This is a genomic window from Candidatus Nitrospira neuquenensis, assembly GCF_979578155.1.
In genome coordinates this window covers 239,186-263,902 of sequence record NZ_CEFZDU010000011.1, presented here as the reverse complement: position 1 = coordinate 263,902, position 24,717 = coordinate 239,186, and the positions used below count along the sequence as shown (strand labels likewise).

Annotated in this window: 29 protein-coding genes and 1 tRNA gene; 14 read left to right on the top strand and 16 right to left on the bottom strand. The window is 70.1% G+C overall.

Annotated features, from left to right (window positions below; genetic code table 11):
• Positions 1 to 5: 5 nt before the first annotated feature.
• From AC1U7O_RS06385 to AC1U7O_RS06375, 3 genes are all read right to left on the bottom strand, one after another.
• Positions 6 to 81 (bottom strand) — tRNA-His (locus AC1U7O_RS06385).
• A 78-nt stretch (positions 82 to 159) separates the two neighbouring features.
• Entirely contained in the window at positions 160 to 885 is a 726-nt protein-coding gene (gene pyrF, locus AC1U7O_RS06380) for an orotidine-5'-phosphate decarboxylase (RefSeq protein WP_479893808.1), read from the bottom strand.
• Positions 886 to 898: 13 nt separating this feature from the next.
• Entirely contained in the window at positions 899 to 1,246 is a 348-nt protein-coding gene (locus AC1U7O_RS06375; protein ID WP_479893807.1) for a hypothetical protein, read from the bottom strand.
• A 68-nt stretch (positions 1,247 to 1,314) separates the two neighbouring features.
• On the opposite strand from AC1U7O_RS06375, the gene rpsT reads away from it, so the two are divergent.
• Complete coding sequence (rpsT, locus tag AC1U7O_RS06370; protein ID WP_479893805.1) at positions 1,315 to 1,593, top strand: 30S ribosomal protein S20; 279 nt, start codon at positions 1,315 to 1,317, stop codon at positions 1,591 to 1,593.
• Here the strand turns inward: rpsT and holA are convergent.
• The 6 genes from holA to AC1U7O_RS06340 all read right to left on the bottom strand — a co-directional run bounded on the left by holA (position 1,565) and on the right by AC1U7O_RS06340 (position 7,631).
• Complete coding sequence (gene holA / locus AC1U7O_RS06365) at positions 1,565 to 2,653, bottom strand: DNA polymerase III subunit delta (protein WP_479893804.1); 1,089 nt, start codon at positions 2,651 to 2,653, stop codon at positions 1,565 to 1,567. The genes rpsT and holA overlap by 29 nt on opposite strands.
• Positions 2,654 to 2,681: 28 nt before the next feature.
• Positions 2,682 to 3,281 carry an LPS assembly lipoprotein LptE gene (gene lptE, locus AC1U7O_RS06360; RefSeq protein WP_479893803.1) on the bottom strand — a complete coding sequence of 200 codons (600 nt, stop codon included), beginning with the start codon at positions 3,279 to 3,281 and terminating at the stop codon, positions 2,682 to 2,684.
• A gap of 56 nt (positions 3,282 to 3,337) precedes the next feature.
• Positions 3,338 to 5,986 (bottom strand): leucine--tRNA ligase, encoded by a 2,649-nt coding sequence (gene leuS / locus AC1U7O_RS06355; protein ID WP_479893802.1) that lies wholly within the window; start codon positions 5,984 to 5,986, stop codon positions 3,338 to 3,340.
• Between the two features lie 304 nt (positions 5,987 to 6,290).
• A complete protein-coding gene (locus AC1U7O_RS06350; protein ID WP_479893801.1) occupies positions 6,291 to 6,959 on the bottom strand; it encodes an HAD family hydrolase in 669 nt (222 codons plus the stop codon).
• Positions 6,960 to 6,999: 40 nt separating this feature from the next.
• Positions 7,000 to 7,395 (bottom strand): PIN domain-containing protein, encoded by a 396-nt coding sequence (locus tag AC1U7O_RS06345; protein WP_479893799.1) that lies wholly within the window; start codon positions 7,393 to 7,395, stop codon positions 7,000 to 7,002.
• Positions 7,392 to 7,631, bottom strand: coding sequence for an AbrB/MazE/SpoVT family DNA-binding domain-containing protein (locus AC1U7O_RS06340; protein ID WP_479893797.1), 240 nt, complete (start codon positions 7,629 to 7,631; stop codon positions 7,392 to 7,394). Before AC1U7O_RS06340 ends, AC1U7O_RS06345 begins: the two co-directional genes overlap by 4 nt.
• Positions 7,632 to 7,827: 196 nt before the next feature.
• Here AC1U7O_RS06340 and der point away from each other — a divergent pair, with 196 nt between their 5' ends.
• The 6 genes from der (at position 7,828) to AC1U7O_RS06310 (ending at position 12,827) form a co-directional block, all read left to right on the top strand.
• The gene (gene der, locus AC1U7O_RS06335) at positions 7,828 to 9,147 is read left to right on the top strand and encodes a ribosome biogenesis GTPase Der (protein WP_479893796.1); all 1,320 of its coding nucleotides are present in this window, start codon (positions 7,828 to 7,830) and stop codon (positions 9,145 to 9,147) included.
• A 64-nt stretch (positions 9,148 to 9,211) separates the two neighbouring features.
• Positions 9,212 to 9,862: an RNA polymerase sigma factor gene (locus AC1U7O_RS06330; protein WP_479893795.1), complete on the top strand. Its 651-nt coding sequence runs from the start codon at positions 9,212 to 9,214 to the stop codon at positions 9,860 to 9,862.
• Complete coding sequence (locus AC1U7O_RS06325) at positions 9,859 to 10,155, top strand: anti-sigma factor family protein (RefSeq protein WP_479893793.1); 297 nt, start codon at positions 9,859 to 9,861, stop codon at positions 10,153 to 10,155. The genes AC1U7O_RS06330 and AC1U7O_RS06325 overlap by 4 nt, the downstream gene beginning before the upstream one ends.
• Positions 10,156 to 10,207: 52 nt before the next feature.
• The gene (locus AC1U7O_RS06320; RefSeq protein WP_479893792.1) at positions 10,208 to 10,648 is read left to right on the top strand and encodes a cupredoxin domain-containing protein; all 441 of its coding nucleotides are present in this window, start codon (positions 10,208 to 10,210) and stop codon (positions 10,646 to 10,648) included.
• Entirely contained in the window at positions 10,648 to 11,058 is a 411-nt protein-coding gene (locus tag AC1U7O_RS06315) for a c-type cytochrome (protein WP_479893791.1), read from the top strand. Before AC1U7O_RS06320 ends, AC1U7O_RS06315 begins: the two co-directional genes overlap by 1 nt.
• Before the next feature lie 95 nt (positions 11,059 to 11,153).
• Positions 11,154 to 12,827 (top strand): tetratricopeptide repeat protein, encoded by a 1,674-nt coding sequence (locus AC1U7O_RS06310; RefSeq protein ID WP_479893789.1) that lies wholly within the window; start codon positions 11,154 to 11,156, stop codon positions 12,825 to 12,827.
• A 25-nt stretch (positions 12,828 to 12,852) separates the two neighbouring features.
• Here the strand turns inward: AC1U7O_RS06310 and AC1U7O_RS06305 are convergent, their stop codons facing one another.
• Positions 12,853 to 14,217, bottom strand: coding sequence for a M20/M25/M40 family metallo-hydrolase (locus AC1U7O_RS06305; protein ID WP_479893788.1), 1,365 nt, complete (start codon positions 14,215 to 14,217; stop codon positions 12,853 to 12,855).
• A 178-nt stretch (positions 14,218 to 14,395) separates the two neighbouring features.
• On the opposite strand from AC1U7O_RS06305, the gene AC1U7O_RS06300 reads away from it, so the two are divergent.
• The gene (locus AC1U7O_RS06300; protein WP_479893787.1) at positions 14,396 to 15,769 is read left to right on the top strand and encodes a TolC family protein; all 1,374 of its coding nucleotides are present in this window, start codon (positions 14,396 to 14,398) and stop codon (positions 15,767 to 15,769) included.
• On the opposite strand, the gene AC1U7O_RS06295 is transcribed toward AC1U7O_RS06300, so the two are convergent.
• Positions 15,766 to 16,290 (bottom strand): helix-turn-helix domain-containing protein, encoded by a 525-nt coding sequence (locus AC1U7O_RS06295; protein ID WP_479893786.1) that lies wholly within the window; start codon positions 16,288 to 16,290, stop codon positions 15,766 to 15,768. The genes AC1U7O_RS06300 and AC1U7O_RS06295 overlap by 4 nt on opposite strands.
• 329 nt (positions 16,291 to 16,619) lie before the next feature.
• Between AC1U7O_RS06295 and AC1U7O_RS06290 the strand changes: the two genes are divergently transcribed.
• The 6 genes from AC1U7O_RS06290 to AC1U7O_RS06265 all read left to right on the top strand — a co-directional run bounded on the left by AC1U7O_RS06290 (position 16,620) and on the right by AC1U7O_RS06265 (position 20,768).
• Positions 16,620 to 17,045 (top strand): response regulator, encoded by a 426-nt coding sequence (locus AC1U7O_RS06290; protein ID WP_479893785.1) that lies wholly within the window; start codon positions 16,620 to 16,622, stop codon positions 17,043 to 17,045.
• 63 nt (positions 17,046 to 17,108) lie between these two features.
• Positions 17,109 to 17,588 (top strand): hypothetical protein, encoded by a 480-nt coding sequence (locus tag AC1U7O_RS06285; RefSeq protein ID WP_479893784.1) that lies wholly within the window; start codon positions 17,109 to 17,111, stop codon positions 17,586 to 17,588.
• Between the two features lie 618 nt (positions 17,589 to 18,206).
• Positions 18,207 to 19,994: an adenine deaminase gene (gene ade, locus AC1U7O_RS06280; RefSeq protein WP_479893783.1), complete on the top strand. Its 1,788-nt coding sequence runs from the start codon at positions 18,207 to 18,209 to the stop codon at positions 19,992 to 19,994.
• A gap of 35 nt (positions 19,995 to 20,029) precedes the next feature.
• Positions 20,030 to 20,176, top strand: coding sequence for a hypothetical protein (locus AC1U7O_RS06275; protein WP_479893782.1), 147 nt, complete (start codon positions 20,030 to 20,032; stop codon positions 20,174 to 20,176).
• Positions 20,173 to 20,547 carry an MFS transporter gene (locus AC1U7O_RS06270; protein ID WP_479893781.1) on the top strand — a complete coding sequence of 125 codons (375 nt, stop codon included), beginning with the start codon at positions 20,173 to 20,175 and terminating at the stop codon, positions 20,545 to 20,547. Before AC1U7O_RS06275 ends, AC1U7O_RS06270 begins: the two co-directional genes overlap by 4 nt.
• Before the next feature lie 8 nt (positions 20,548 to 20,555).
• Complete coding sequence (locus tag AC1U7O_RS06265; RefSeq protein WP_479893780.1) at positions 20,556 to 20,768, top strand: hypothetical protein; 213 nt, start codon at positions 20,556 to 20,558, stop codon at positions 20,766 to 20,768.
• 263 nt (positions 20,769 to 21,031) lie between these two features.
• On the opposite strand, the gene AC1U7O_RS06260 is transcribed toward AC1U7O_RS06265, so the two are convergent.
• The 5 genes from AC1U7O_RS06260 to AC1U7O_RS06240 form a co-directional block, all read right to left on the bottom strand.
• Positions 21,032 to 21,628: a hypothetical protein gene (locus tag AC1U7O_RS06260; protein ID WP_479893779.1), complete on the bottom strand. Its 597-nt coding sequence runs from the start codon at positions 21,626 to 21,628 to the stop codon at positions 21,032 to 21,034.
• A gap of 166 nt (positions 21,629 to 21,794) precedes the next feature.
• Positions 21,795 to 22,451 carry a HEAT repeat domain-containing protein gene (locus AC1U7O_RS06255; protein WP_479893778.1) on the bottom strand — a complete coding sequence of 219 codons (657 nt, stop codon included), beginning with the start codon at positions 22,449 to 22,451 and terminating at the stop codon, positions 21,795 to 21,797.
• A gap of 363 nt (positions 22,452 to 22,814) precedes the next feature.
• A complete protein-coding gene (locus AC1U7O_RS06250; protein ID WP_479893776.1) occupies positions 22,815 to 23,336 on the bottom strand; it encodes a hypothetical protein in 522 nt (173 codons plus the stop codon).
• 745 nt (positions 23,337 to 24,081) lie between these two features.
• Positions 24,082 to 24,426, bottom strand: coding sequence for a HepT-like ribonuclease domain-containing protein (locus tag AC1U7O_RS06245; protein WP_479893775.1), 345 nt, complete (start codon positions 24,424 to 24,426; stop codon positions 24,082 to 24,084).
• A complete protein-coding gene (locus tag AC1U7O_RS06240; protein ID WP_479893774.1) occupies positions 24,413 to 24,715 on the bottom strand; it encodes a nucleotidyltransferase family protein in 303 nt (100 codons plus the stop codon). The genes AC1U7O_RS06245 and AC1U7O_RS06240 overlap by 14 nt, the downstream gene beginning before the upstream one ends.
• Positions 24,716 to 24,717 lie beyond the last annotated feature (2 nt).

Sequence of the window (24,717 nt, the reverse complement as noted above, 5' to 3'; positions counted from 1 at the left end):
TCGTTTGGGGTGAGTGACGGGTTTCGAACCCGCAACCTCTGGAGCCACAGTCCAGCGCTCTAACCGTTGAGCTACACCCACCGCCCGAGGGGACTGCGGGAAGCGTGGCAGGGCAAAATCTTAACAAATGACCGCGCGAGGCCGCAACTGGCCGGCGGCTCAGGCTGGTGCGCCCGCGCGCGCCTCGAGCGCGGCCTGCATCTCGGCCAGGATGGCGGCGGCCGCCGCGCGGGGATCGGCCGCGTCACGGATGGGCCGGCCCACGACGAGATAGTCCGCGCCGGCCTTGATCGCCTGCGCCGGCGTCGTGGGCCGGGCATGGTCGTCCACGCCCTTGCCGGCCGGCCGGATCCCGGGCGTCACGATCAGCAGCGCGGGACCGACCTTCGCGCGGATCGCCGCCGGCTCTTCGCCGGAGGCCACGACCCCGTCGCAGCCGACCTCGGCCGCCAGATTGGCCCGCGCCGCGACGAGGTCGGCCACACTCCACTGGACGCCCATGTCCCGCAGGTCGTTCGCGTCGAAGTTGGTCAGCACCGTCACGGCGAGGAGCTTCAGGGGACTCGCGCCGCGTCCCTCGACCGCGGCCTTGAGGGCCTTGCGGTTGGCGTGCACGGTGAGAAAGTCCACGCCCAGGGCGGCGACGCGGGCGGTGGCGCGGCGCACCGTCTCCTCGATGTCGAGGAACTTGAGGTCCAGAAACACCCGCAGTCCCCGCGCCAGCGCGCGGCGGACGATGTCGGGTCCCGCCGCCGTGTAGAGCTCCAGCCCGACCTTGACGAAGCCGACGGTCCCCGCGACCCGGTCCATCAACCCCTCGGCCTCCTCGGCCGTGGGCACATCCAGGGCGAGGATCAGCCGATCCCGCGCGTTCACCGCTGTCATGGGCGCGCCCTCCTCAACACGAATCCTTCCTGACCCATTGCCTGAGCACCTGCGCCCGGTCGAAGGTCAGCGTGTATTCGTAGCAGACCTCCGCGTCGTGGCTCGCGTAGGTCATGAACGTCGCCGTGCTCCACTTGACGGCGTAGATCCACTCCGCCCCTCCGTCGGGCAGGTCCTTCTTGTAGTCCGGCGGCCCCAGCTCGGCCCGGACCGCGTCCATCGTCGCCCGGCCGGTTTCCTTCACCAGGTACCGGTCGGGCACGGGCTCGCAGGCCGTCAAGACCATGAGCCACGCCGCAGCCAGTCCCGCCGCCCGCCATCGCCCGCTTCCCACCGCGCCGCTCGCCGGGTGTCCGGCCATGCCAGCCTCCCTTGACCGGCCCGATCGGGGTGTGTTACAAAACCGGGCCTTCGAGAAGGAGAACCCCTATGCCAGCCGTTCACAAGTCCACGATCAAGCGGGCGCGCCAGGCCGAGGTCCGCAACCAGCGCAACCGGGCCAGGTTGAGCCTGGTCAAGGGTGCGGTGAAGAAGGTCCTCGCCGCCATCGAGGAGAAGAACCAGGACACGGCCGCGGCCTCCCTGCGCGAGGCCACCGCGGCTCTGCACAAGGCGGTCACCAAGGGCGTGCTCAAGCCCAACACCGCCTCCCGGCGCATCTCCCGCCTCACGGCCAGGGTCAACGCCCTGGCGACCGCGAAGTCCTGACCGCCCTCCCCGCAGGAGGCGCGGCCGGGCGCGGCGGTGCGGAACCGCCGGTCTCGCGTCCGGACTCCCCGCACAACGTCAGCAACAGGGCGGCGATCGTCGCCTCCGGCCGCCCGCCGCTTCCTCCCTTCAGGCGGGAGTCGGTCTCGGGAAACAGGGTGAAGGCTCGCCGCAAGTGGGCCTCGGACAGGCGGCGCGCGAGCGGCAGGTAGCCCGCCAGCCGGTAGGGCGAGAGCCCCACCGTCCGGCCGATCTGCGATTCCGAGCCGCCCGCCCGCAGCAGGTCCTTCACCTTCCAGATCTGCCGGTATTGCCAGACGAGCGACCCCAGGATGCGGAGCGGCGCCTCGCCGGCTTCCAGGTTGCGCGCCAGGATGCGGAGCACGCGGGCACGCGAGCCGGCCGCGATCGCGCCGGCTAAGTCGAAGACCGAGGCCCCCGGCTCGCCGCCGCGGAGCGCCTCGACGTCCGCCGCGCCTGCCGCCCGTCCCTCCGGCACGTAGGTCGCCAGCTTCTCCAATTCCCGCCGCGCCACGCCCAGCGAATCGGCGGCCAGCTCCGCCAGGAGCTGCGTGGCCTCCTCGTCCAGCCGCAGCCCGAGCGACTGCGCTTCGCTCCTGACCCACGCGGGAAGCTGCGGGGCGGGAGGGCGGTCGCAGTCCACCACCAGCGCGTGCTTGCCGACCGCCTGGCCGAATTTGGTCCGGCCGTCCAGCTTCGGCGCGGCGAACACCAGCGTCGTGCCGCCGCAGGGGGCTTTCACATAGGGCACCAGCGCCTCGCCTTCCCGCGCCGGCAGCTTGTCGGCGGCCCGCACCAGCACCAGCCGGCGCCCCCCGAACAGCGCGGCTTCACTCGCCTTGGCGAGGATCTCGGCGGCATCGCACTCGTCTCCGTACAGCAGGTCCAGGTTGAAGCCATCCGGCTCACCCTCTGCGCCGGCCGCGCCCTTGAGCAACGCCAGGGCCTGGTCGCGCAGGTAGGCCTCCTCACCCAGGACCGCGTAGAGCGGCGCCAACCCCCGTCCCGCGATCGCGGCGGCCAGCTCGCGGACCGTCATGTGTCCTCCGGCCCCGTCACGCACCGCCTCACTTGGTCCCGCCCGGCGCCGGGCCCGGCGCCCCGGGCGGCGTCGCGGCCGGCGCGCCCCCCGTCCGCAGGTACTCCAGGAACCGGGACGCCAGGTCCTGCGCGATGAACTCCCCGGCCTGTTCCAGGGCGCGGTCCTGCAGGACGCGGTTGAACTGCAGGTCGTTCGTGACGAAAAACTCGGAGGACTGGGTGGACTGCTGGTGCCACACGGCCTGGCCGGTGCGCAGGTCCTCGATGACGGCCTTCACCGTGACCGTGACGCGGCTTTCGAAGGTGTCGGCCTGGGTGAAGGTGAGCGAGGGGATGACGACGTTCACGATCTGGGCCTTGAGGGCGTAGTCCGCCGGCTCCGGCTCGGTGACGACCTTGGCGCCGCTGGCGGCCGCGAACTCGTAGCGGGCGTAGGTGGTGTACTTGTGCTCGAGGTTCGGCTGGAAAGTCTTGTTCTCGAAGGTGCCGATGCGCAGCGCCGGGGCGTCGGCCTTCGCGGGCTGGGACGGGGCGGCGCCCCCCACGACCGGCCCGGCGCCGCCCACTTGGAACTGGTAGCCGCAGGCCGTCAAGGCCAGGGACAAGGAAGAGATCGCCAGTTGCACGCGTCCTGCCCGCAACCAACTCGTCACTTGTACCCTGCCCCTTGCCACGAGTCCCCCTACACGACGAAGTTCACCAGCCTCTTCTCGACGTAGATGACCTTGCGCGGCTGCCGGCCCTGGAGCCACTCGGCCAGCTTGGCGTCCTGCCGGGCGAGGCCGACGACCTGCTCCTCGGTGCAGTCGGCCGGGACCTCGATCTTGCTCCGCAGCTTGCCGTTGACCTGGATGGGGATCGTCAGCCGTTCGCTCGCGACCAGGGCCGGATCGTAGACGGGCCAGGCCCCGGCGGCGACGCTCGGCGCCTCGCCCAGGCGCGCCCACAGCTCCTCGGCGAGATGGGGCGTGAAGGGGGCGAGCAGCAGCACGAGCGTCCGCGCCGCCTCGCGCAGTGCGGCCCGCTCCTCCGGGGCCCCGACCCCGCCGCCCTCGCCGACGAACCGGTAGAGGCCGTTGACGAACTCCATCAGCGCGGCGATCGCCGTGTTGAACTGGAACTCCCGCTCGATGTCGTCGGTCACCTTCTTGATCGTCCGGTGGGTCAGCCGTCGCAGCTCGGTCGCGCGGGTCGAGGGAGGGCCCGGCGAGGTCCCCGGGGCGGCCCCGGAGTCGGCCGCCGTCCCGCCGTCCTCGCCGATCAGCTCGGGCAGGAGCCGCCAGACGCGCTGGACGAAGCGGGCGCAGCCCTCCACGCCCTGGTCGCTCCACTCCAGGTCCTTGTCCGGCGGCGCGGCGAACAGCGAGAAGAGCCGCGCCGTGTCGGCGCCGTAGACGGCGATCAGGTGCTCCGGGTCCACGACGTTCTTCTTGGACTTGGACATCTTCTCGACCCGGCCCCGTTCCACGGCCGTGCGCCGCCCCTCGCCCTCGCAGGGCGTACAGAACCAGCCCTCCCGCTCCCCGCCACGGACCTCCACGGGCAGGAGCCAGTCGTGAATCGGGCAGCGGTAGGTCTCCTTGCAGACCATGCCCTGCGTCAGCAGGCTGGCGAAGGGTTCGTCCACGTCGGTCAGCCCCAGGTCGCGGATGACCTTCGTGAAGAACCGGGCGTAGAGCAAGTGCAGGACCGCATGCTCGATCCCGCCGATGTACTGGTCCACCGCCATCCAGTAGCGGGCGGCCGCCGGGTCGATCGGTCGCGTCGCCTCGCGGGGCGAGCAGTAGCGGAGGAAGTACCAGGAGGAGTCCACGAAGGTGTCCATCGTGTCCGTCTCGCGCCGGGCCGGCCCCCCGCAGCGGGGACAGGCCGTCCGCAGGAACGCCTCGACCTGCGCGAGCGGCGAATCGCCCTTGCCCGTGAAGGGCACGTCCGTGGGCAACGTCACCGGCAGGTCCCGCTCCGGCACCGGCTGGACGCCGCAGGCGTCGCAGTAGACCATCGGGATCGGCGTGCCCCAGTAGCGCTGGCGGGAGACGCCCCAGTCACGGAGCCGGTAGTTCACCGCGCGGCGCCCGAGACCCTCCTGCTCGATGAAGTCGGCGATCCGCTCCTTGGCCTCCGGCACGGAGAGCCCCGTGAAGCGGTCCGAATGGACCAGGCGTCCCGCGGCCTCCTGCTCCTCGTAGGCGGCCTCCAGCCCTTCCTCCCGCAGGTCGCCCGCCGGATTCTGGACGACGAGCCGGATCGGGATGTCGTACCGGCGCGCGAAGTCGAAGTCCCGCTGGTCGTGGGCCGGGACGGCCATGATCGCGCCGGTCCCGTACTCGTAGAGGACGAAATTGGCGACCCAGATCGGGATGCGGGCCTTGGTGAAGGGGTTGACGGCGTAGGCGCCAGTGAAGACCCCTTCCTTTTCCCGGTCGGCCGCGGTCCGGACGGCCTTGTCCTGACGCGAGACCCGCGCGGCGAACTCGCGGACCGCCGCCGCCTCCGGCCTGCCCGCGATCAGCCGCTCGACGAGCGGGGATTCCGGCGCAAGGCTCATGAAGGTCGCGCCGAAGATCGTGTCCTGCCGCGTCGTGAAGATGCGGATCGCCGCCAGGTCCGGGAGCGGCTCCGCCAGCGGAAAGTCCACTTCCACGCCGACGCTCCTGCCGATCCAGTTCCGCTGCATGACGAGCACGCGCGCGGGCCAGCCAGTCAGCCGGTCGCAGCCCGCGAGCAGCTCCTCCGCGTAGGCGGTGATGCGGAAGAACCACTGCTCCAGCTCCTTCTGGACGACCGTCGCCCCGCAGCGCCAGCAGGCCCCCTCCTCCACCTGCTCGTTCGCGAGCACGGTCCGGCAGCTCGGGCACCAGTTCACGGGCGACCGCCGGCGGTAGGCCAGCCCCTTCTCGTGCATCTTGAGGAAGAACCACTGGTTCCAGCGGTAGTACGCGGGTGCACAGGTCGCGACCTCGCGGCTCCAGTCGTAGGAGAGGCCCAGGCGCCGGAGCTGGGCGCGCATGTAGGCGATGTTCTCCTCCGTCCAGCGGCCGGGATGCACGCCCCGCTCGATCGCGGCGTTCTCCGCCGGCAGCCCGAAGGCGTCCCAGCCCATCGGGTGCAGAACATTGAAGCCCCGCATGCGCTTGTAACGGGCGATCACGTCGCCGATGGCGTAATTGCGCACGTGGCCCATGTGGATGCGGCCGGAGGGATAGGGGAACATCTCGAGGCAGTAGTACTTCGGCCTGGTGGGGTCCTCGGCGACGCGGAAGGTCGCGGACCGCTCCCAGTAGTCCTGCCAGCGGGCTTCGACGTCTCTGTGGTCGTAGGGTCGGCTCATGGGGTCTCGACGGCCGCAGTGCAACCGGCCGGGGACGGCGGGCTCCGGCGGAGTGGGGACTGTAGCACAGCCCGCCGGGGGCGACAAGGCGGGCGGCGGCGCGGCCCGCGCCGGAGAGCCCGCCCGGCCACGTGGAGGAGGGCCCTGCCCGCCGGCAGGGCCCGGTCGTCACAGGCTACGCCGCACCTGCCGCTCAGGGCGCTCTCCGGCTTCGGCTGGAGCGTGTTCGTGGCCGGGCCCCCGCGGACACCCTCGTGTCCGTCCAGGAGCTGCGCTGGAAGCTCGCCGCCCGGGTCGGCACCGGTCAGCGCCCGATGAGGACGTGCAGACTCTCGATCGAGCGGTAGCGAGCGGAGGGCTGGGGCGGGAGCTGCGAGCTGGACTTGGAGCGGTGGAAGAGGTGGGCGACGCCGAAGGCCTGGGCCGCGGCCAGGCAGGCCTCGTCGTCGTCCACGTAGAGCGCGCGCGCGGGATCGAAGCGGAGCAGCGCTCGGCAGGCGGGCCAGTACTCCCTGCGCATCTTCAGGTAGCCCACCTCGAAGGCGTTGACGATCCGGTCCACGTGCCGGTCGAGGCCGGTCCTGGCGGCCTTGATCTCGATCCCAGCCTGATGCGCGTTGGTCAGGAGGTGCACCCGCTTGCCCCGTTCCCGCAGGTGGCGGAGGAACGCCTCCGCGTCCGGCAGGAATCGGATCAAGTGCGCGAACTCCCTGGTGAGCGCGACGACGTCGATCTCCAGCCGCCGGCTCCAGTAGTGCAGGTCGGTCCAGTCCAGCTCGCCCTCGACGGCGCGGTACATGGCCATCAGGCGGTCGCGCGCCTCCGTGAAGGCCAGGCCGTGCTTGGCCGCGTACCGCCGCGGCAGCTCCTCCTCGAAGAAGACGTTGTCGAAATGGCGATCGAGCAGCGTCCCGTCCATGTCCAGCAGGACGTCGTCGATCGCGTTCCAGTCGAGGCCGTTGGGATGGGTCATCTCAGAGTCTCCGCCGCGCTTCCTGTCGTCCGCTCCACTCTCACGGGCGCTGGAAGTCGTCGAGTTTGCTCGCCTGGCGATCGAAGGTGACCGTCCGATCACACCCCGCGCGACGGTTGACCGCCCCGAGCAAGCAGTCTGCGAAGTCGGCGCGGCTTCGTTGATACCGGCGCAGCGCCACCCAGGCGACCTGGATGTCCTCGACGCGAAACTGGCTGGTTTGCAAGACCTTCTCCAAGGCCCCCGCGATGGCGTCTTTCGAGTAGCCGTAGGCATCCTCCAGCACCCACACCAGCTCGCAGAGAACGATTCTGTTGATGAAGCCCGGGCTCTCGCGCGTGCATGCCCCCGTGATGAGGGACGTCGCACGCCGGGCCTGCTCGGCGTCATCCTGCACCAGATACCGCACCAAGACATTCGTATCCAACCCGATCACCGGCGCCCTCCATGCCTGCGGACCGCCCGGTTCATCTCCTCCACGCTCACCGGCCGCGACGGGGCCTTGAGCATCCCGGCCAACTCCCCTGCATCCACGGTGGCCGGCAGTAACACAACGCGCCCGTCCTCCTCAAGCACGAATTCGAGCCGGTCCCCCGGCCGCAGATGCAAGTGATCCCGGATCTCCCTGGGAATCGTGGTTTGGCCCTTGCTGGTCAACGTAGACGTCGGCATGGAGAGCCTCCTTACCTCTGCGATGGTCCTTACCCTACCGTAAGGAGCCGGCCAAGGCAAGGGTGGATCCGCGGTCCCGCGCGGCCCCGCCCGGGCGACGGCGAGGGCGGGACGCCTTCCTTGTCTTGCCCGGTTCCCTGTGTTACGGTTCGCCACGCGATCCGCGCCCCCGCGCACCACCAGGAACCAGCGACCCATGACACCCCCGCTCATCGCCATCGTCGGCCGGCCCAACGTGGGCAAGTCCACGCTGTTCAACCGGATCCTCGGCGCCAAGGCCGCCATCGTGGACGACGTGCCCGGCGTGACCCGCGACCGCAACTACGGGGACGGCTCGTTCCGCGGCCGCCCCTTCCGGCTCGTGGACACGGGCGGGCTCGACCCCGCCGCCCACGAGGGGATGCTCGCGCTCATCCGCCGCCAGTCGGAGGTCGCCATCGCCGAGGCGGACATCCTGATCGCCGTCATGGACGGCCGCGCCGGCCTCATGCCCGCGGACGAAGAGATCGTCGCGCTCCTCCGCCGCGTCCGCAAGCCCGTCTTCTACGCCGTCAACAAGATCGACGGCCCCAAGGCCGAGCCCCTGCTCGCCGACTTCTACCGATTGGGCCATGACCAGGTCCACCCCATCTCCGCGGAGCACGGCATCGGGGTGGACGACCTGCTCGAGGCGATCGTCCCCCTGCTGCCGGAGGCGGGCACGGCGGACGGCGGGGCCGAGGTCCCGCGCGTGGCCATCGTCGGCCGGCCGAACGTGGGTAAGTCCACGCTGCTCAACGCCCTGATCGGCGAGGAGCGCGTCGTCGTCAGCGACACGCCCGGCACGACCCGCGACGCCATCGACACGACGGTCGTCCATCGCGGCAAACCGTACCTGCTCACGGACACGGCGGGCATCCGCCGCCGGGGCAAGGTGGACCGCGGCATCGAGGGCTTCAGCGTCGCGCGGGCGCTGCGCGCGATGGGCCGGTCCGACGTCGCCGTGCTCGTGCTCGACGCGGTGGAGGGCATCACCGAGCAGGACACGAAGATCGCGGGGCTCGCGCTCAAGCAGGGCCGCGCCTGCGTCTTCCTGGTCAACAAGTGGGACCTGCGGGAGGGGGAGCCGGACGCGCGCGAGCGGTACGAGGCGGACCTGCGGCGGCGGTTCGCCTTCCTGCCCTGGGCGCCGGTCCTGTTCGGGTCGGCCGTCAAGCCCGACTCGGTGGCGCGGCTGTTCACGCTCATCGAGCAGGTCATGGCCTCCTTCACCCGGCGCGTGCCCACGGGCCAGCTCAACCAGTTCCTCCAGACCGTCATCGCCGAGCACCCCATCCCGGTCCGGAAGGCCAAGCCGACCAAGGCCGTCAAGTCCGTCTTCATGACCCAGGTCGCGACCAAGCCGCCTGCCTTCGCCCTCTTCGTCGGCCATCCGGAGGACCTCTCGAAGGCCTACCTTCGCTTCCTGGAGCACCGCCTCCGCGAGCGGTACGGCTTCGTCGGCACGCCGCTCCACCTGCTCGCGCGGAAGAAGTAGGCGCCCCGCCGGCGTCCCCCGCGCCTTGACAGGCCCGGGGCGGCTTCGTACACTGCCGTCGCGCATGCCCACGAACTCACAGGGTCGCGGGACCGGCGCCCCGCCCTCCGAAGCCGGAGGCGGTGGGGCGGCCGACTTCGACCGGCTCTACCGCGACCACGTGGACCGGGTGTACCGCTTCGCCCAGCGTGTCTGCGGTCAGACCGAGGACGCGAAGGACCTCGTCCAGGAGACCTTCCTCAGTGCGTACCGCGGGCTCGCACAGTTCCGGGGCGAGGCGCGGCTCTCGACCTGGCTGTACACCATCGCCTCCCGCGCCTGCTTGCGCCTGCGGCGCAAGCGCAAGGGCGAGCCGGAGCGCGAGCTCTCGCTGGACGAGTTCATCCCGACCTCCGAGGGCGAGTTCCGGCTCCAGGTGCCCACCGACGGGCTCAGCCCGGAGGAGATGCTGGCGAACAAGCAGCTCCGACGGGCCCTGGACCAGGCGATCCGCAAGCTGCCGCCCAAGTACCGGCTCGTGTTGATCCTGCGCGACATGGAAGGTCTCTCCGCCAAGGAGGTGGGTTCGATCATGGGGCTCAACGAGCGGGCGGTGAAGTCCCGCCTCCACCGCGCGCGGCTCTTCGTCCGGCGGGAGTTGAGCGCCGGCGGCCACGCCGGGCCGGAGCGGCGGGCCGGGGCCAAGCGGCGGGCGCGGACAGGAGAGGCGCCATGACGCGCGCGCGCAGGACCGCCTCCACGCCCCGCCGCGCCGCTCACGCCGGCCATTCCAAGGCCTTCTGTCTGAAGGTCCTGCGCCGCCTCTCGGCCTACCTCGACGACGAGCTGTCTCCTGCCGTCTGCGCGGAGATCCGCCTGCACCTGGGCGCCTGCCCCAATTGCGAGCTGTTCGTCGAGTCGCTCCGGAAGACCGTGACGCTCTGTCGCGGCGCCGAGGTCAGGCCCCTCTCGGCGGCGACGAAGGCCCGCCTGCGCGCGCAAATCCTCCGGGCCGCCGGCCGCCGCTGAGCGGGCGCTCTCCATCTGGAACGAAGGCCTTCCCTGCGGTACAATGACGGCTATGGAATTCGACCGGCCATTGCGCCTGTGCCGCGGCTGCCTGCTCGCCGTCGGCGCGTTCATGATCGCGGGCCCCGCGGCCGCCAGCTCCACCCTCGCTCCGGCCGACACGACCTCCGAGCGGTCCATCGTCGTCACGATCCACGCCCGCTCCTTCGACCCGGCCACGGTCACGCTCCAGGCTGGACAGAAGACCAGGCTGGTCTTCCAGAATGAGGACGCGGAGCTGCACGCTTTCGTGCCGGCCGAGCTGTTCAAGGGCGTGAACCTGAGCATCGGGGGCAACGGCGCGCCGGAGTTCACGCCGGAGGGGTTCAAGCGCGTCATCATCCCGGCGGCCGGCGTGGCCGAGATCCGGTTCGTGCCGGAGCGGCGGGGCGAGTTCCCGTACATCTGCGACATGCCCGGCCATGAGATGAAGGCGACGATCCTCGTCCAGTAATGAACCCGCGTCCTCTTCCCCCTGGAATCCGGCTCCTGTTCGCGGCGGCGCTGCCCGGTCTGGCCCTCGCCCTGGGCGCCGCGCCGACGCCCGACTCGAAAGGCGACCCGGAGCGCGGCAAGCCGATCTTCGAGCAGCGCTGCGCCGTCTGTCACGGACCGCAGGGACGGGGCGATGGGCCGGAGGCGCCCTTTCTCTCCCCACGGCCGGCGAGCCTGATCTCCGCCGCCACCTCGGTCAAGACCGACGCGGATCTGCTCAAGGCCATCGCGAACGGCAAGCCCCGGACCGCGATGCCCGCGTGGAAGGACGTCTTGAGCGAGCAGGAGCGTCGCGACGTGCTGGCCTACATCCGCAGCCTCGTCCGCTTCCAGCCGACCCCCCTCACGCCGCCTCCACCCCAGCCCTGACGGAGGGACCGCCGCCGCGCCCTTTCGTCCGCTTCCCCGGCCATGGTAGAGTAGCGCCGCGGCGGCAACCAGAGCAGTACCGGAGGGGTGATCCGATGAGCCTGGCGGGATTCCGAGTCGAAGGAATGGTCTTCATGGCGGCGCTGGCCCTGCTCCTCCTGATCGGAGCGGACGAGGGCCTTGTGCAGGCCGCGCCGGCCAAAGGGACGAGCGGGAACACCTCGGCCGCCGTGGCCGCGGCGCAGCGCTACGCGGAAGCGGTGGCGGCGGGCGACCGGGTGACGGCCGGACAGCTCGACTTCGCCTGCCTGTACCGCCTGACCGCGGCCGCCCCGAAGGGCAAGACCCGCCAGCCTCCGGACTCGGACCCCTACTATAGCCGGTGCTGGGCCGCGATGGACGACGCCCACAAGGCCGCGGTGGACCGGCGATCCCAAGGCATGGACCTGCTCTGGCCCGGACAAGGCGCGCTCGTCTTCTTCGAGGAGGACCTGACCCGCTACGTCCCCTCCGCCTTTGTCATGGACCTGGTGGGGCAGTCCCCGCCTGGCGGGGGCCTGCGTCTCTCGCCAGCCGGCAGCGAGGTCGTTCCCGCCGTGTCCTTCCGGCTTCGGGACGAGGCGCCGATGCTCTCCGTGCCCGCGACCCTGGTCCGGCTGCGCGTCACGTACAACGACCCCCTGACCTCGCCGGTCGCCTACGCGCCCGGCACCTACCAGTGGGCAGGCCCGGTGAAGCGGCCCCGCCGTGCCCTCAAGGCCGTGACGGTGGGGTGGGTCGTGCTCACCGGCCTCAAGCGGCACGGCTTTCCCGCTGATGTCGCCGTCCTGAACCTCCCCGTCGTCCCCGCCACGGACACGACCCCCGCCGTGCCCTTCTCCACCACCTACGGCGGCGCCGTCTCGTCCTCGACGGACTGGTGGGGGCCCACCGACGCTCCCGGCGTCCTGCTGGCCGCCGTCGCCAGGGCGGCCGGCTTCCCCGACCTGCGCGAGCGCGTCGCGCTGCTGAACCGCGTCCTCGTCGTGGACCCGGACCAGCCCGAGGCGCTCACCTCCCTCGCCCACGACCTGTACGAGTCCCTCCTGAAGGCCGGCGCCGGCAGCCACCGGCTCGCCATCGGCGACCCGGTGCTCGCAGCGCGCTTCAACGAGCTGTACTGGGACACCTACGCCCACACGACGAGGCTGGACATCTCGCTGGACATGGAGATCGGCGGGTTCCCGAGCCCGACGCCGGCGGACTACCTGTACCGGATGGTGCCGGCGATGGAACGGCTCGCAACATTGCGGCCCGAGGACCTGGAGAACCGCCTGCGGCTGGGCGTGGCCTACCGCTGGCTCAACGACCAGCAGGCGGCGATCAACACGCACGAAGCGCTGTTGAAGAGCCTCCCGCCGGGGCGGGCGTCGGTCCGCGCGCGCGCGCTGATCGAGCTGGCCTGGTCCAAGATCACCAAGGTGGGCTGGAACCGCAGCTTCAACGACCCCCTGATCCAGGAGGCGTACAAGGATGCCCAGGAGGCCTTCGCCCTGAGCGAGCGCCCGCAGGACAAGTTCACCGCCGCCTACACGATGGGCTACAGCCTCGCCTTCATGCCGAACCGCGACAACCGGCTCATGCTCGACCACCTGACGGAAGCCAGGAAGTGGTACCAGCAGATCAACGGGACGTCCGAGGACTCCTGGCTGTACCTGCTCGCCAACGACACGCTCAAGGGCGTGATCGAATCCGACCCGGCCTTCAAGCCGCTGCTGGCGGCGTCGTGACGCCGCCGGCGGCGAGAGCTGCGGGTTACTTCATCCTCGCCAATTCCGCGAAGTAGGCCGCGAAGGCGCGCATCCCGCCGGAGGCCTGCCCCCAGTCGAAGCGCTCGTTGGGCGCGTGGTAGCCGTGCTCGGGCAGGCTCAGGCCCATGAAGACGATCGGCACGCGCCAGGCTTTGGCCATCGTGACGACCGCCCCGATGGACCCGCCCTCCCGCACGAAGGCCGGCTCGCGCCCGAAGGCGGCCGTCAGCGCCCGCCGTCCCGCCGCGGCATAGGGTCCGGTCGCCTCCCCGTGAAAGGGCTCCAGCACGCTCTCGCACTCGACGCGCACGTGCGGGTTGCGGTCCCTGATGAAGCGGCGGAAGCGTGCGAAGATCGCCCGTGGCTTCTGGCCCGGCACGAGCCTCATGCTCACCTTCAGCTCCCCCCAGGCCGGCACGATCGTCTTGACGCCCGGCCCGTGATAGCCGCCGGCGAGGCCGTGCACCTCGAAGGTCGGCTCGGTCCAAATCCGCCGGACCACCTCGGCCGGGTCCTTCGTGCGCAGGTGGGTCAGCCCGTAGGCGCGCATGAACCGGCCTACGTCGAATCCCGACTTGAGAAACCCCCTGATCTCGGCGGCCGTCGGCCGGGCCGCTCCCTCGTAGAACCCCGGAATTTTCACCAGGCCACTTCTGGCGTCCACGCAGGCCGCGGCGAGGGCGCACAGCTCGGTGAGGGGATTGCGCGCGGCGCCGCCGGTCACTCCCGAATGGGCGTCGGTCGTGCCCGTCCGCAGGGACAGGCGGGCGGTGAGCAGGCCGCGCAGCCCGCAGGGCATGGCCGGCCGGTCGCGGGCAAGCCAGATCGTGTCGGACACCAGGACGGAATCCGGCTTCGGCACGAGGGCGCGCTGCGCGAGGGCTGCGGCGAAGTGCGGGCTTCCGATCTCCTCTTCCGATTCCCAGAGCACACGGACGTTGATCGGCAGCCCCTCGGCCACGGCGTAGCGCGCAGCCAGCAGGGCCGCGAGCGCCGGGCCCTTGTCGTCGGTCGTGCCGCGCCCGTGGTAGACGCCGTCCTCCCGCCGGAAGGCGAAGGGGGGGTGCCGCCACTCCGGCTCCTGGGCCGGCTGGACATCGAGGTGATTGTAGATGGTGACCGTGGGATGGCGGCGGCCGGTCATCCAGCCGCCGGACACGACGGGGTGGCCGCCGGTTTCGACCAGCGTCGCTTCGCCCCCCAGCGCCGTGATGAATCGGACCGCCAGCTCCGCCGTCTTCCGCACGTCGCCCGCGCGGGCGGGGTCCATGCTGACGGACGGCAGCTCGACCATGGCGGCCAGCCAGTCCTCGTACCGCCGCCGTCCGTCCCTGATGTACGCCTCCAGCTTCGACGAATCCTTCGCCATGCCCGCTCCTCTCATCATCTCGCCATCGGTCGGCCGGAATCGGCCCGCGCCATTATAGCGGGGCGTCCGGGAGGGCGGAAGGACGGACACCGGCCCGAATTGGCTGGCGGCCGGCCGGCGACCGGTATAGAGTTCCCTCGCCGAACCCGACTCGCCACAAAACGAAAGGAGGATTGCCATGCGTCGATCGACCGTGCTCCGGCTCGCGGGACCCGCCGCCTTCATCCTGCTCCTGGTCTCCGGCCTGCCCGACGCCATCGGGGGCACGCCGCCGGAGGATTCCGCGGCCGAGCCGGTGCTGACCCTCGAGCAGGCCGTGGACCAGGCCCTCCGGAGCAACCGCCACGTGCAGGCGGCCTCGCTGGAGGTGGATAAGGCCGGCGACCATCTTGCGCAATTGCGCACCCGGCGCCTCCCCTCGCTGAACATCGCCAACCTGTCCGGCCAGCTCCTGACGCCCCTGAACTTCGCCGTGCCGCAGGGCTCCTTCGGCACCTTCTCCTCGACCGGCCCCATCCCCGCGAGCAACATGAACATCTCCACGCCGCAACGATGGACCAACCTCCTGTTCGCCAGCGTGAGCCAGCCGATCACCCAGCTCTACCGCATCGAGCAGGGCATCAAGGCGTCCGAGGTCTCCCAGGAGGCCGCGACCGAGCAGATGCGCGGGCAGCGGCAGGCCGTGGTCAACCAGGTCAAGCGGGCCTACTTCGCGGTCCTCCAGACCCAGAGCAGCCTCCAGGCGGCCGAGGAACTGGTCAAGAGCTACCGCGAGCTGGACCGCCTGGTGAGCCAGCAGGTGGAGCAGCAGAAGGCGCTGAAGGCCGACAGCCTCGAGGTGAAGAGCCGCCTGGCCATGGCGGAGCACCAGACCCGGCGCCTCCGCAACAGCCTGATCAGCCACAAGGAGCAGCTCAACGTGCTCCTCGGCCGCGAGGTGACCGCCGCCTTCACGGTCAGCGCGGTCCCCTCGGCCTCCCCCCTGGACATCGACCTGGAGAAGGCCAGCCTCGCCGCGCTCAAGCAGCGGCCCGACGTGAAGCATGCCCGGCTGCGGGCCGAACAGGCGACTTACGACCTCGGCGCGAAGAAGGGCGAATACCTGCCGGACCTGAGCCTGGTCGTGGATTACATCAACTTGGCCGACATCAATTTCCTGCCCAGCAGCGTCGCGATAGTGGGCTTCCAGTTGAACTGGGAGCCCTTCGACTGGGGCCGCAAGCACCGCGAGATCGCGCAGAAGCAGCGGTCGATCCAGCAGGCTAATCTGGAGGTGAAGGAGGCCGAGTCCCGGACCGTGGCGGAGGTGAACGACCGCTACCGACGGCTGCAGGAGGCCTATGACCTGCTCCAGGTCACGCAGCTCGCGCAGCAGTCGGCGCGGGAGCGGCTCCGGGTCGCGATGAACCGCTACAGCCAGAAGGCGGCCCTGCTGCAGGAGGTGTTGCAGACGCAGGCCGCCCTGGCCGAGGCGAACAACCAGCACAGCCAGGCGGTGCTGGCCTTCTGGACGGCGAAGGCCGACTTCGAGCGGGCGGCGGGCGAGGATTAGCCCCCGGAGATTCCCGGCCGGGAGCGGGACCGACGTCGGGCGCGTGCCTTGAGGCGCGCCCGCAGGGAATCTTCAATCAGCTTCATCTCCCTGACGAGGTGATCGCGGATCTCGCGATCACCGCCGCGGAGGGCCTCGATCAGCCTGGCCACCGTGGCCTGCTCCGACTGCCCGAGCTCCTCCCAGGCCTGCAAGAGCCTGCGCAGGGACGCGGGCATCCGCCCGGCCCGCCGCGGGCCCCGTCCCGAGGTCCTTCCCGCACTCTTGCCGTAGTCGGGCGCGCCGCTGTCCGCCGCCACCTCCTCCCGCCACACCGCGCCGCGGCCGGTCCGCAGCCATTCGACGTTCCGCCCCGTCAGGTAGGCGACGCGGTAGAGCCAGGCTTCGGGAATCTCCCGGCGGTTGAGTGCCGACACGATGGACTGGGGCCTGATTTCCAGGGCTGCTGCGAGCTGAGCGCGGGTCGTGAGCCGCAAGGCCTCGAGCAGGCGCTCGATGGTTCCGGAAAGTTCCCGAGACATTAAGGATTAGCTTCTTTATGGGTTGACAGACGATAAGCTTTTGCTTACAGTCTGCCCGTCCTGCAGGGGAGTGCGTCAGCGCAGGACCGGAAAACAGCACGAGCCCGTGGCGTACCGCCCGGCGCTCGTGGGAGGCGGGGCGTGATTGTGCCTCGCGAGCCGGCACGCCCCGTCTCCTCCATCGCGGGCAGTCTAGCGCCAATTCGCAGGGGGATGCAATCGGACGCAGGACGGCAAAGGTGGCGCGCCCCACCCTCGTCCCACCTTCCGAGCACCCGATTCCTGTGGAAGGCCGCGGGTGCCGCGCGCCATCCATCATGAGGTCGGTCATGCAGGGGGCCAGCAAGGGGACGGAAGCGATCGGCGTTGGCGCGGGGCGGCGACCGGAGACGATCCTGCTCGTCGAGGACGAGCCCTCCGTGCGCCGGCTCGTCCGGCTGATCCTGGAGCAGCGGGGATACCGTGTATTGGAGGCGGAGAACGGTGACGCCGCCCTCGGCCTGTGCCGCGGCCACGAGGGACCGATTCACCTGCTCCTGACGGACGTGCGGATGCCCGGCATGAACGGCCTCTATCTCTCGCAGCAGGTGTCGGTCATCCGGCCCGGCATCCGCATCCTGTTCATGTCCGCCGACGTCGACTGCGCACCCCTGACCCACCTGTTGCTGACGTCGCGAGCCTCCTTCGTCCAGAAGCCCTTTTCGCCGGACCTCCTGGCGGACAAGGTGCACGGCGCCCTGGCGGAACGTCCCTGACGGGCGGCGGCCCCCTCTCCCCGTTGCTTGACCACCCCCCCGGTCCTGTGGTGAGCTGGAGCCATGGGATTGCGTCGCCGGCCGCTTGTGCTGTGGTCGCTCCTGGCCGTGCTCTTTGCCTCAGGGGTGGAGCTTCTGCCGGCCGAGGAGCCCGTGTCGATCGCCTCGATCCTCGCCGACCCGGACGGCTACCACCTGCGTGTCGTCCTCCTCCACGGCACGGTCCGGGAGGTCCAGGTCATCGAGCCGTACCAGCAGTCGTCCGGTGCAGCCTGCTACGGGGCCTACTCCTTCGTCCTCGGCGACCATACCGGCGCGATCGACGTGACCGTGCTCGGGCTCTGCGGCGTGCCGGTGTCCCGCGCGCCCGAGGTGGTGGTCGGCGACGAGGTGCTCGTAGAAGCAGAGATCCAGGCCCCGGGCCACGGCGGACTCCTCTACGGAGCCGACCGCCGGCCCGTGCCGGGCGAGGACGGCGCCATTCTCCGGGCGCTGGCGCGGACCATCACGCCGACCGTCAAGCACTTTCCCGGCGAGCGTTAGCCTCCGGACAGGGTCTCCTCCTTCCTGCTCTTCCACCAACGACGACCCGCCAGGCCAAGGAGGCCACCATCCCCTCCCAGCCGGCCGTCGCGACGGCATGGACGGCAGCGCCTGAGGGCGGGCGTCGGCCATGTAGCGGGCGATGTTCAGAGAGTTTTCGAAGAACCAGAGCGCGCCGACGGCGCACCCGACGGCATGCCCCCGTCGCCGGAAGGCTTCGAACGCCAGTAGGGGCATGGCGAGCTGACCGAAGGTTCCGCCGTAGCGCCCGAGGGTGAGTCCCAGGAGACCCAAGATCGAGATGGCCGGCCTCATGGAAGAGGAGGGTGACGTGGTCCAGGAAGATGCACCCGTCCTCGTCGGTCTTCAGCAGGACGAGCAGCCAGCCGACGCCGCACGAGGCGGCGGCCATCCGGCCGTCGGACACCGGCTGCCAAGACTGCCGGTCACGCGTGTGGTAGGGGCTCGGCATGGCGTAACCGACACCCGGTCGCGCCGACTATTCTAGCCCTCCTTGACCACCGCGCGCCCCTCCAGTAAGGTGGCGCCACGCCCCCGAGGTGATCGGCCCGGGCTTCCCCCGCCGGACCTTCGGCCGCAACGACGAGTCGTCACCCCATGGCAAGCAAAGCCCGTTACCCCTCGGCCGAAGCCCTGGCCGCCCATCTCCGCGTGGCCCGCGGTCTGGAGCCCGCGGATCTCGTCCTCAAGCGCGCGAGATTCCTGGACGTCTTCGCCGGCGCGCTCCTCACCGGCGACATCGCCGTCCACGGCGAGCTCATCGTCGGCACTCAACAGACCTACCGAGGACGCGTCGAGCGCGACGCCGACGGCCTGCTGGTCGTGCCGGGGTTCATCGACGCCCATGTCCATATCGAGAGCAGCCTGCTCACCCCCGCACGGTTCCAACAGGCCGTGCTGCCCTGCGGCACGACCACGGCCATCTGGGACCCGCACGAGATCGCGAACGTACGCGGGCTCGACGGATTAGCGTGGGCCCTCGCAGCCTCGGAGGGGCTCGATCTGGACGTCCTCATCATGCTGTCGAGCTGCGTGCCATCCACGAGTCCGCAGCTCGGCCTGGAGACGAGCGGGGCCTCCCTCTCGGCGACGGACCTCCTCCCGCTGCGCGGCCATCCGCGAGTGCTCGGCTTGGCCGAGGTGATGAATTACCCCGGGCTGCTGGCAGGGGAGCCGGCGGTCCTCGACAAGCTGCTGGCATTCCAGGATTTCCGGCGGGACGGCCACTGTCCGGGGTTGCGCGGGCATGATCTGAACGCCTACGGAGCGGCCGGCATTCACAGTTGCCACGAGTCCACCTCGCTGGACGAGGCCCGGGAGAAGCTGCAGAAGGGCCTCCACGTCCTGATCCGCGAGGGCTCCTGCGCGAAGGATGCGGACGCGCTCCTACCGCTGCTCGACGACTACGCCTCGGCGGTCGTCGGCCTGTGTACCGACGATCGCAACCCCGCGGATGTGGCGCGCGAGGGCCACGTCAGCGCCATCGTGGACAGGGCCCTGCGGGCGGGTCACCGTCCTCAGACGATCTTCCGCGCGGCCAGCTTCGCCGCCGCCCGGGCCTATGGGTTGGGCGATCGCGGCGCGATCGCGCCGGGGTTTCTCGCAGACCTCTGCCTCGTCCGCCCCGCCGACGGCGACCATTGGTCCTCCGGGTTGACGGTGGAGGCCGTGTACAAGCGCGGGCGCCTCGTGGACGCCGGCACCCTCGCCGCCAACGCCGAGCGGTGCGCGACGGACCGGCCGCCCTGGTCCGGGCCCAACCTCCGGCTCGCCGGCTGCACGACGGAGGACTTGGCAGTGGCCTGCGCCGCCGGGCTGACGGAACAGCGGGCGCGAGTGATCGGCGTGCGTCCCCGTCAACTCCTGACCGACGCGCGGACCGCCGTGCTGTCCGCGACGGGCGGGCGGCTGCGGGCGGACCCGTCGCGCGACATCCTGAAGATCGCCGTGTTCGAGCGGCACCGCGGCACGGGCGGACGGGCGGTGGGCTTCGTGCAGGGATTTGGGTTGCAGCGAGGAGCCCTCGCCATGTCCATCACGCACGACGCCCACAACGTCATCGTGGTCGGCGCGGACGACCGGGCGATGGCCGCCGCCGTGGACCGCCTGTGCGCCATCGACGGAGGCGTCGTGGTGGCGCAGGACGAGGCCCGACTCGACGCGCTGCCGCTCCCGATCGGCGGCTTGATGTGCGACCGCGATCCCTGCGCCGTCGCGGGCGACCTGGATCGGCTGAAGGGCGCGGTGCGCACCCTGGGGGGCCGCCTCGAGGAGCCGTTCGTGCAGTTGTCCTTCCTGGCCCTTCCGGTGATTCCCTCCCTCAAGCTCACGGATCGGGGGCTGGTGGACGTGGCGTCGAGTCGCCTGGTTCCGGTCGCCTGCTGATCGGGCCGTACCGACACGGCGAAGGAGCCCCGATCATGCCCGCGACCGCACCGAGCAGACCTCTTTGGCAAGTCGTCGTCGCCGGCATCATCGGCAACATCATGGAGTGGTACGACTTCGCCCTGTTCGGCTACTTCGCGCCGATCATCGGGGCGCTCTTTTTCGGTCGGACTACCACATGATCTCGCCGATCAACACGTTCGGGGTCTTCGCGGCGGGTTTTCTGATGCGGCCGGTCGGCGCGGCGCTGTTCGGCCACATCGGCGACACCGTCGGGCGCAAGCGGGCCCTGACCCTCTCCGTCATGCTCATGGCCGTGCCGACCTTCCTGATCGGCATCCTGCCGACCTACGAGGAGGTCGGCACCCTCACTCCGCTCCTGCTGACGCTCCTGCGGCTGTTGCAGGGCGTGTCGGTCGGCGGCGAGCACCCCGGCTCCATTACTTTTCTCGTGGAATCCGCTCCGGCTCCCGGCGGGATTATGTCGGCAGTTGGTCGCCGTTCAGCGCAGGACTGGGCGTCCTGTTCGGGTCCGCGACCGGCGCGATCCTGACGCCGGCGATGGGCGCGCTGTCGGACCGGATCGGCCAGGGGCTCCCGCTCTCGACCCCGGCCCTCGGCTTCCGGCTGCTGTCCGCCCGCCTCTACCGCCTCCCGGCCCACGACACCCCGGCCTTCACCCTCGGCGGGCAGGTGGTCTTTGCCCCGTCGGTCGCGGTGTCGCTGCTGGGGCTGCCGCGATGGCGGGAGACGGCGGGGGCGAGGCTGAGCTGACAGGTGGGGGGCCGAGTGCTCGGCCCCCCTCTGCCGGCGGTGCAGCGGGCAGATTCGATCGGTTCGCATGCTCACGGACGGTCGAGCGCCGGTTCCGCCGCGGAACGGCGACCACTCCATTCCCCGACAGATCCCCTTGCCCGCCTCGTGACGAACCTCGACGCGTCGGCGTCAGGCCGTGCACCACCCGCAATCTGCATCAGCGCGGTGACCATCGGCAACCGTTGGCAATCACCGCGGCTCTGCCTATCTACGAAACCGCGTCACGGCCTGCCCCTGGTGCACTGGGGCAGCGCGGCTGTGAAGAACTGGTTGGAGTCGATGTAGAAGTGTGCCGCCTCGATGAACACCAGCGCCGGGGGAGCCCCCGAGGCCATGCGCAGCTCCACCGTGTGCGTGCCGGGGTCGATCTTGGTGCACCAGGTGTAATAGATTCCGTTGTCGTGACAGTCGCCCGGGCCACCGCCCCCGTTGTTGCAATTGGCGTTGGCGCCGCCCGCCGGCTCCTTCAGCAGGGCGATCCAGCCGGGCGGGGCGCCGGCCGCGCCGCCGGAACCCGGGTTGCAGAATGCGCCGTCCACCATGCAGGTGAACCAGCTCGCCGCGCCGTCGTGCGTGTCGCCGGTGGTGGAGAGGGTGACGTAGAGGACGTTGTCCGAGCTCGGCACGAAGATGGTCTTGGTCCAGATCAGCGCTCCGGGCACCCCGGCACCCGTGACGCTTTCCGTCCCGTCGAAGTTCCTGAACTCCGCCGCCAGTCTCCTGAGCGCGGTCTGTGCCTTGGAATCGGACGGCGTCCACAGCCCTACGATGGTTACGGCTGCCAACCACGCCGCCATCATGAGCCTCGCTGTCTTCATTGGATGACCTCCTAGTTGATCTCAACCCCCAGAGCGATCGATCGTGCCGACGCAGGGCAGGCACGGCGGCGCGCGCGCCGATCGCGGTGCGCCGCTTCCGCCCTCATTGTCGCTTCGCCCCTCGCGCAGGGCCGGTCCCTGCACGTCTGCTTCGGTCCCTTGCCAGCTAGCGCACCGGCCGCTGCTGCACCGGGCCAGTCGGTGGCGGCGCACCGGCGCCGCCACCCAGGTCGCGGAGAATGTCCTGTGCCGCGTTCTGAATCTGCGGGCTCGGGTCCTGCAACGCCTGTTCGATGATCGGCCTGGCGGCCGGATCATTTCTGAGAGCCTGGAGTGACAGAAAGCGGACGTCCGGGGAGGGATCCGATAGCGCCAGGCCGCCGAGTGTCGACGGTGGAAGTGTCACGCCCGCCATCATGGCGCCGTACAGTGCGCTGGTGCGCACCTGGGCCTGTTCGTCCAGCAGCGCCGACATGAGGGCTTCGGAGGCCCCGCCGCCCCTGCGCTCCGCGAGAGCCTCGAGCGCCTTGGCCCTGGTCGCCGGATCGCGGTCATGGAGGGCCTGCTCCAGTTCCTTTGTGCTCGCCCACTGCTCGGGGGGAACGGGCATGAGGCCGCTGCCCTTTCCCCTCGCATAGACCCAGACGGCCCGCAGCGCGGAGGTCCCGGCGCGATCGGTCCCGTAGAAGAAAAAGGCGTCCTGCTCCCTCAGGAGGAGTCGCAGGGCTTCTTCCACGGGGAGGTCCGTCAGATGCGTCGACACCAGCCTTGCGCCAAGCGCCTCATCGTGGAGGGAGAGCGCCACCTGGGCCAGACGGGCCACCTCCCCTAGTACCGCGACGAGGGGACGGTTCGTGACACGGACTGTGACACGACCAGCCTTCACACTGACTTCCGGACTGACCCCAGATGGGCGACTCGCCGGGGGAGGGGCTCCCCGGGGCGAGGGGACCGGGAGGCGCGGGGCCTTGACCCCGCGGCCATCTCCCGGTCCCTGCGCCTGGCCGCGCTCCCCGGTCAGGAAGAGGGCGGCCGCAAGCCCCAGCCCGGCGGCGAGCGCTAGCCGATGGATACCGGGTCGCATATCCGGAGAATCCTGTCTTCCAATTCCCATGGGCCGACCTCCATACAAGACCGACCGTCAGGAATGCCGCGCGCGTGACCATCTCCTACTCGCCGGTCAGGGTCACGGTGAGGTCGTCGGGCTGGGCAGCACCCGTGGCCCGATGACCTCGATGTCCATGGTGGATACCTGCCCATCGGTCGGCCGGGCCGTATACACGCCGGTAACATCCAGGGGCGCGGGGGTCAGAATCACCCCAAAGCCCTTGATGAAGGGGGACACGGGAGTCGCGGTCGCGGCCAGGATCTTCCGGATGTCCGGACAGTCGATCTCGAAGGCTTGGTCCGGTTCGAGGTAGGCCTTAACCCAGGGGGAGATGGGTCCTGGCCGCTGCTCAGAAAACGCGACGGCGACCTTCTTGATAAACGTGGCGCTCTGGTAGAGCGACGGGTTGTGTACGTTCACGGCCGAGGCGTAGGTGCCCTTGACGACCTGGAGCGGCGTTTCACCCGCGGTCCCGCAGACGAACTTCGCCGCGTACCGGTACCGGGCGTAGGGCTCGGGCGCGATGTCCTGGGCCTTGCCCAGAGATGGCCGAAGCAGGAGGCCCACTAAGGGGATCGCCAACATCACGAGAGCCTCCACCGCTCACACCTCCTCGCCAAGGGATTGAACGACTACGGAGCCGCCGCACAGGATGGACGTGAGCCAACCGTATGCCTACTGGCCGTTTCGCCAGTGACATGCCCCCAAATACGTGCCCCTTGGACGTTGGCATGCAGGGAGAAGGGCACGGATGCGGCAGGCTTTATCGCTTAGAACGGAAGTATGGAAAGGGCGTGCTGGATCGTGCAGCGGGCACACCGGTGCCGGACCATCGGACGGCGGGATGGTCATCTCAACGGCAGGCGTCGTGGGGGGAGGTGCCTCCGCCGAGAAGGAGGAGGAAGGCGAAGCGGGCCGGCCGGGCCGAGAGACCGGAAGTTGGGCGAACCGACGTGGTGCGCCCGGCAGGACTTGAACCTGCGACCTGCGGGTTCGAAGCCGCTGACGGCAGAGGCGGATCTTCGCGAAGTCCTTGTCAATGCAGGAGACCCGGCTGGCACGTCGCGGCAGGATCTGGCGCCACCGACGCTGAATCTGCAACCCCCGCGCAACCTCGCCCCTGCCTCGGAGGAGTCCTCCGAACGAGATGAGGCGTCTGAGCCGATGAAGCAGAACAGGGTGTCGTGACGGGCGTCTCGCGAACGACCAGGCTGAGGACATCAACCAACACGACAGGGGCCTGGGGCAGTGCGAGCGCCAGCGCGAGGGCCTCGGCTTCCCCCTCCCCGACCTGTGTCTGGAGCACGGGGAGGACTGAGCCCGGCGCTCTTCCCTCCGCGGGGCATCATGGCTGGTCGTTCGGAAGGTGTGGTTCCAGGGCGGTGATGAGTGGGGGAAGCCCCTCCTGCACGGTCTTCCAGAGAATGTCCAGGTTGATGTCGAAATAGGCATGGACGAGGCGGTGGCGCATCCCGATGATCTTCTCCCAGGGGATGCCGGCCACGGTGGCTCGGGTGTCCAGGCCCAGCTGAGAGGCGGCCTCCCCAATAATCTCAAGGGCCTTGACTAAGGCCCAGACAAGCTGGCGATCGCGATCGAGGTCCTCCCGGTGCCGATGGCGCGCAAAGCCGATCGCCTCGCGCGCGGCATCCAGAATATGCCGCAGCCGGATCAGGTCATCGGGCCGCATACTGGACCTCGGCTTCGGCCAAGACCTGCTGCCGAAAATAGCGGCTCAGATCCTCAGGGGTGCGCAGGTCCACGGGTCGGCCTCCAAAGAGCGCCGACAGTTCCCGCTCCATGCCGGCGAGATCGAAGAGGGTGGGGATCCGGTCTGGCTCGAACTCGACCAGCAGATCAAGATCACTGTCCGGACCGAAGTCGTCGCGAAGCGCCGATCCGAAGACCGCCAGTCGCCAAATGCCGTGCTGCCGACAAAAGTCCGCAAGGCGCGCACGAGGAACATCGATGTGTGTCATGG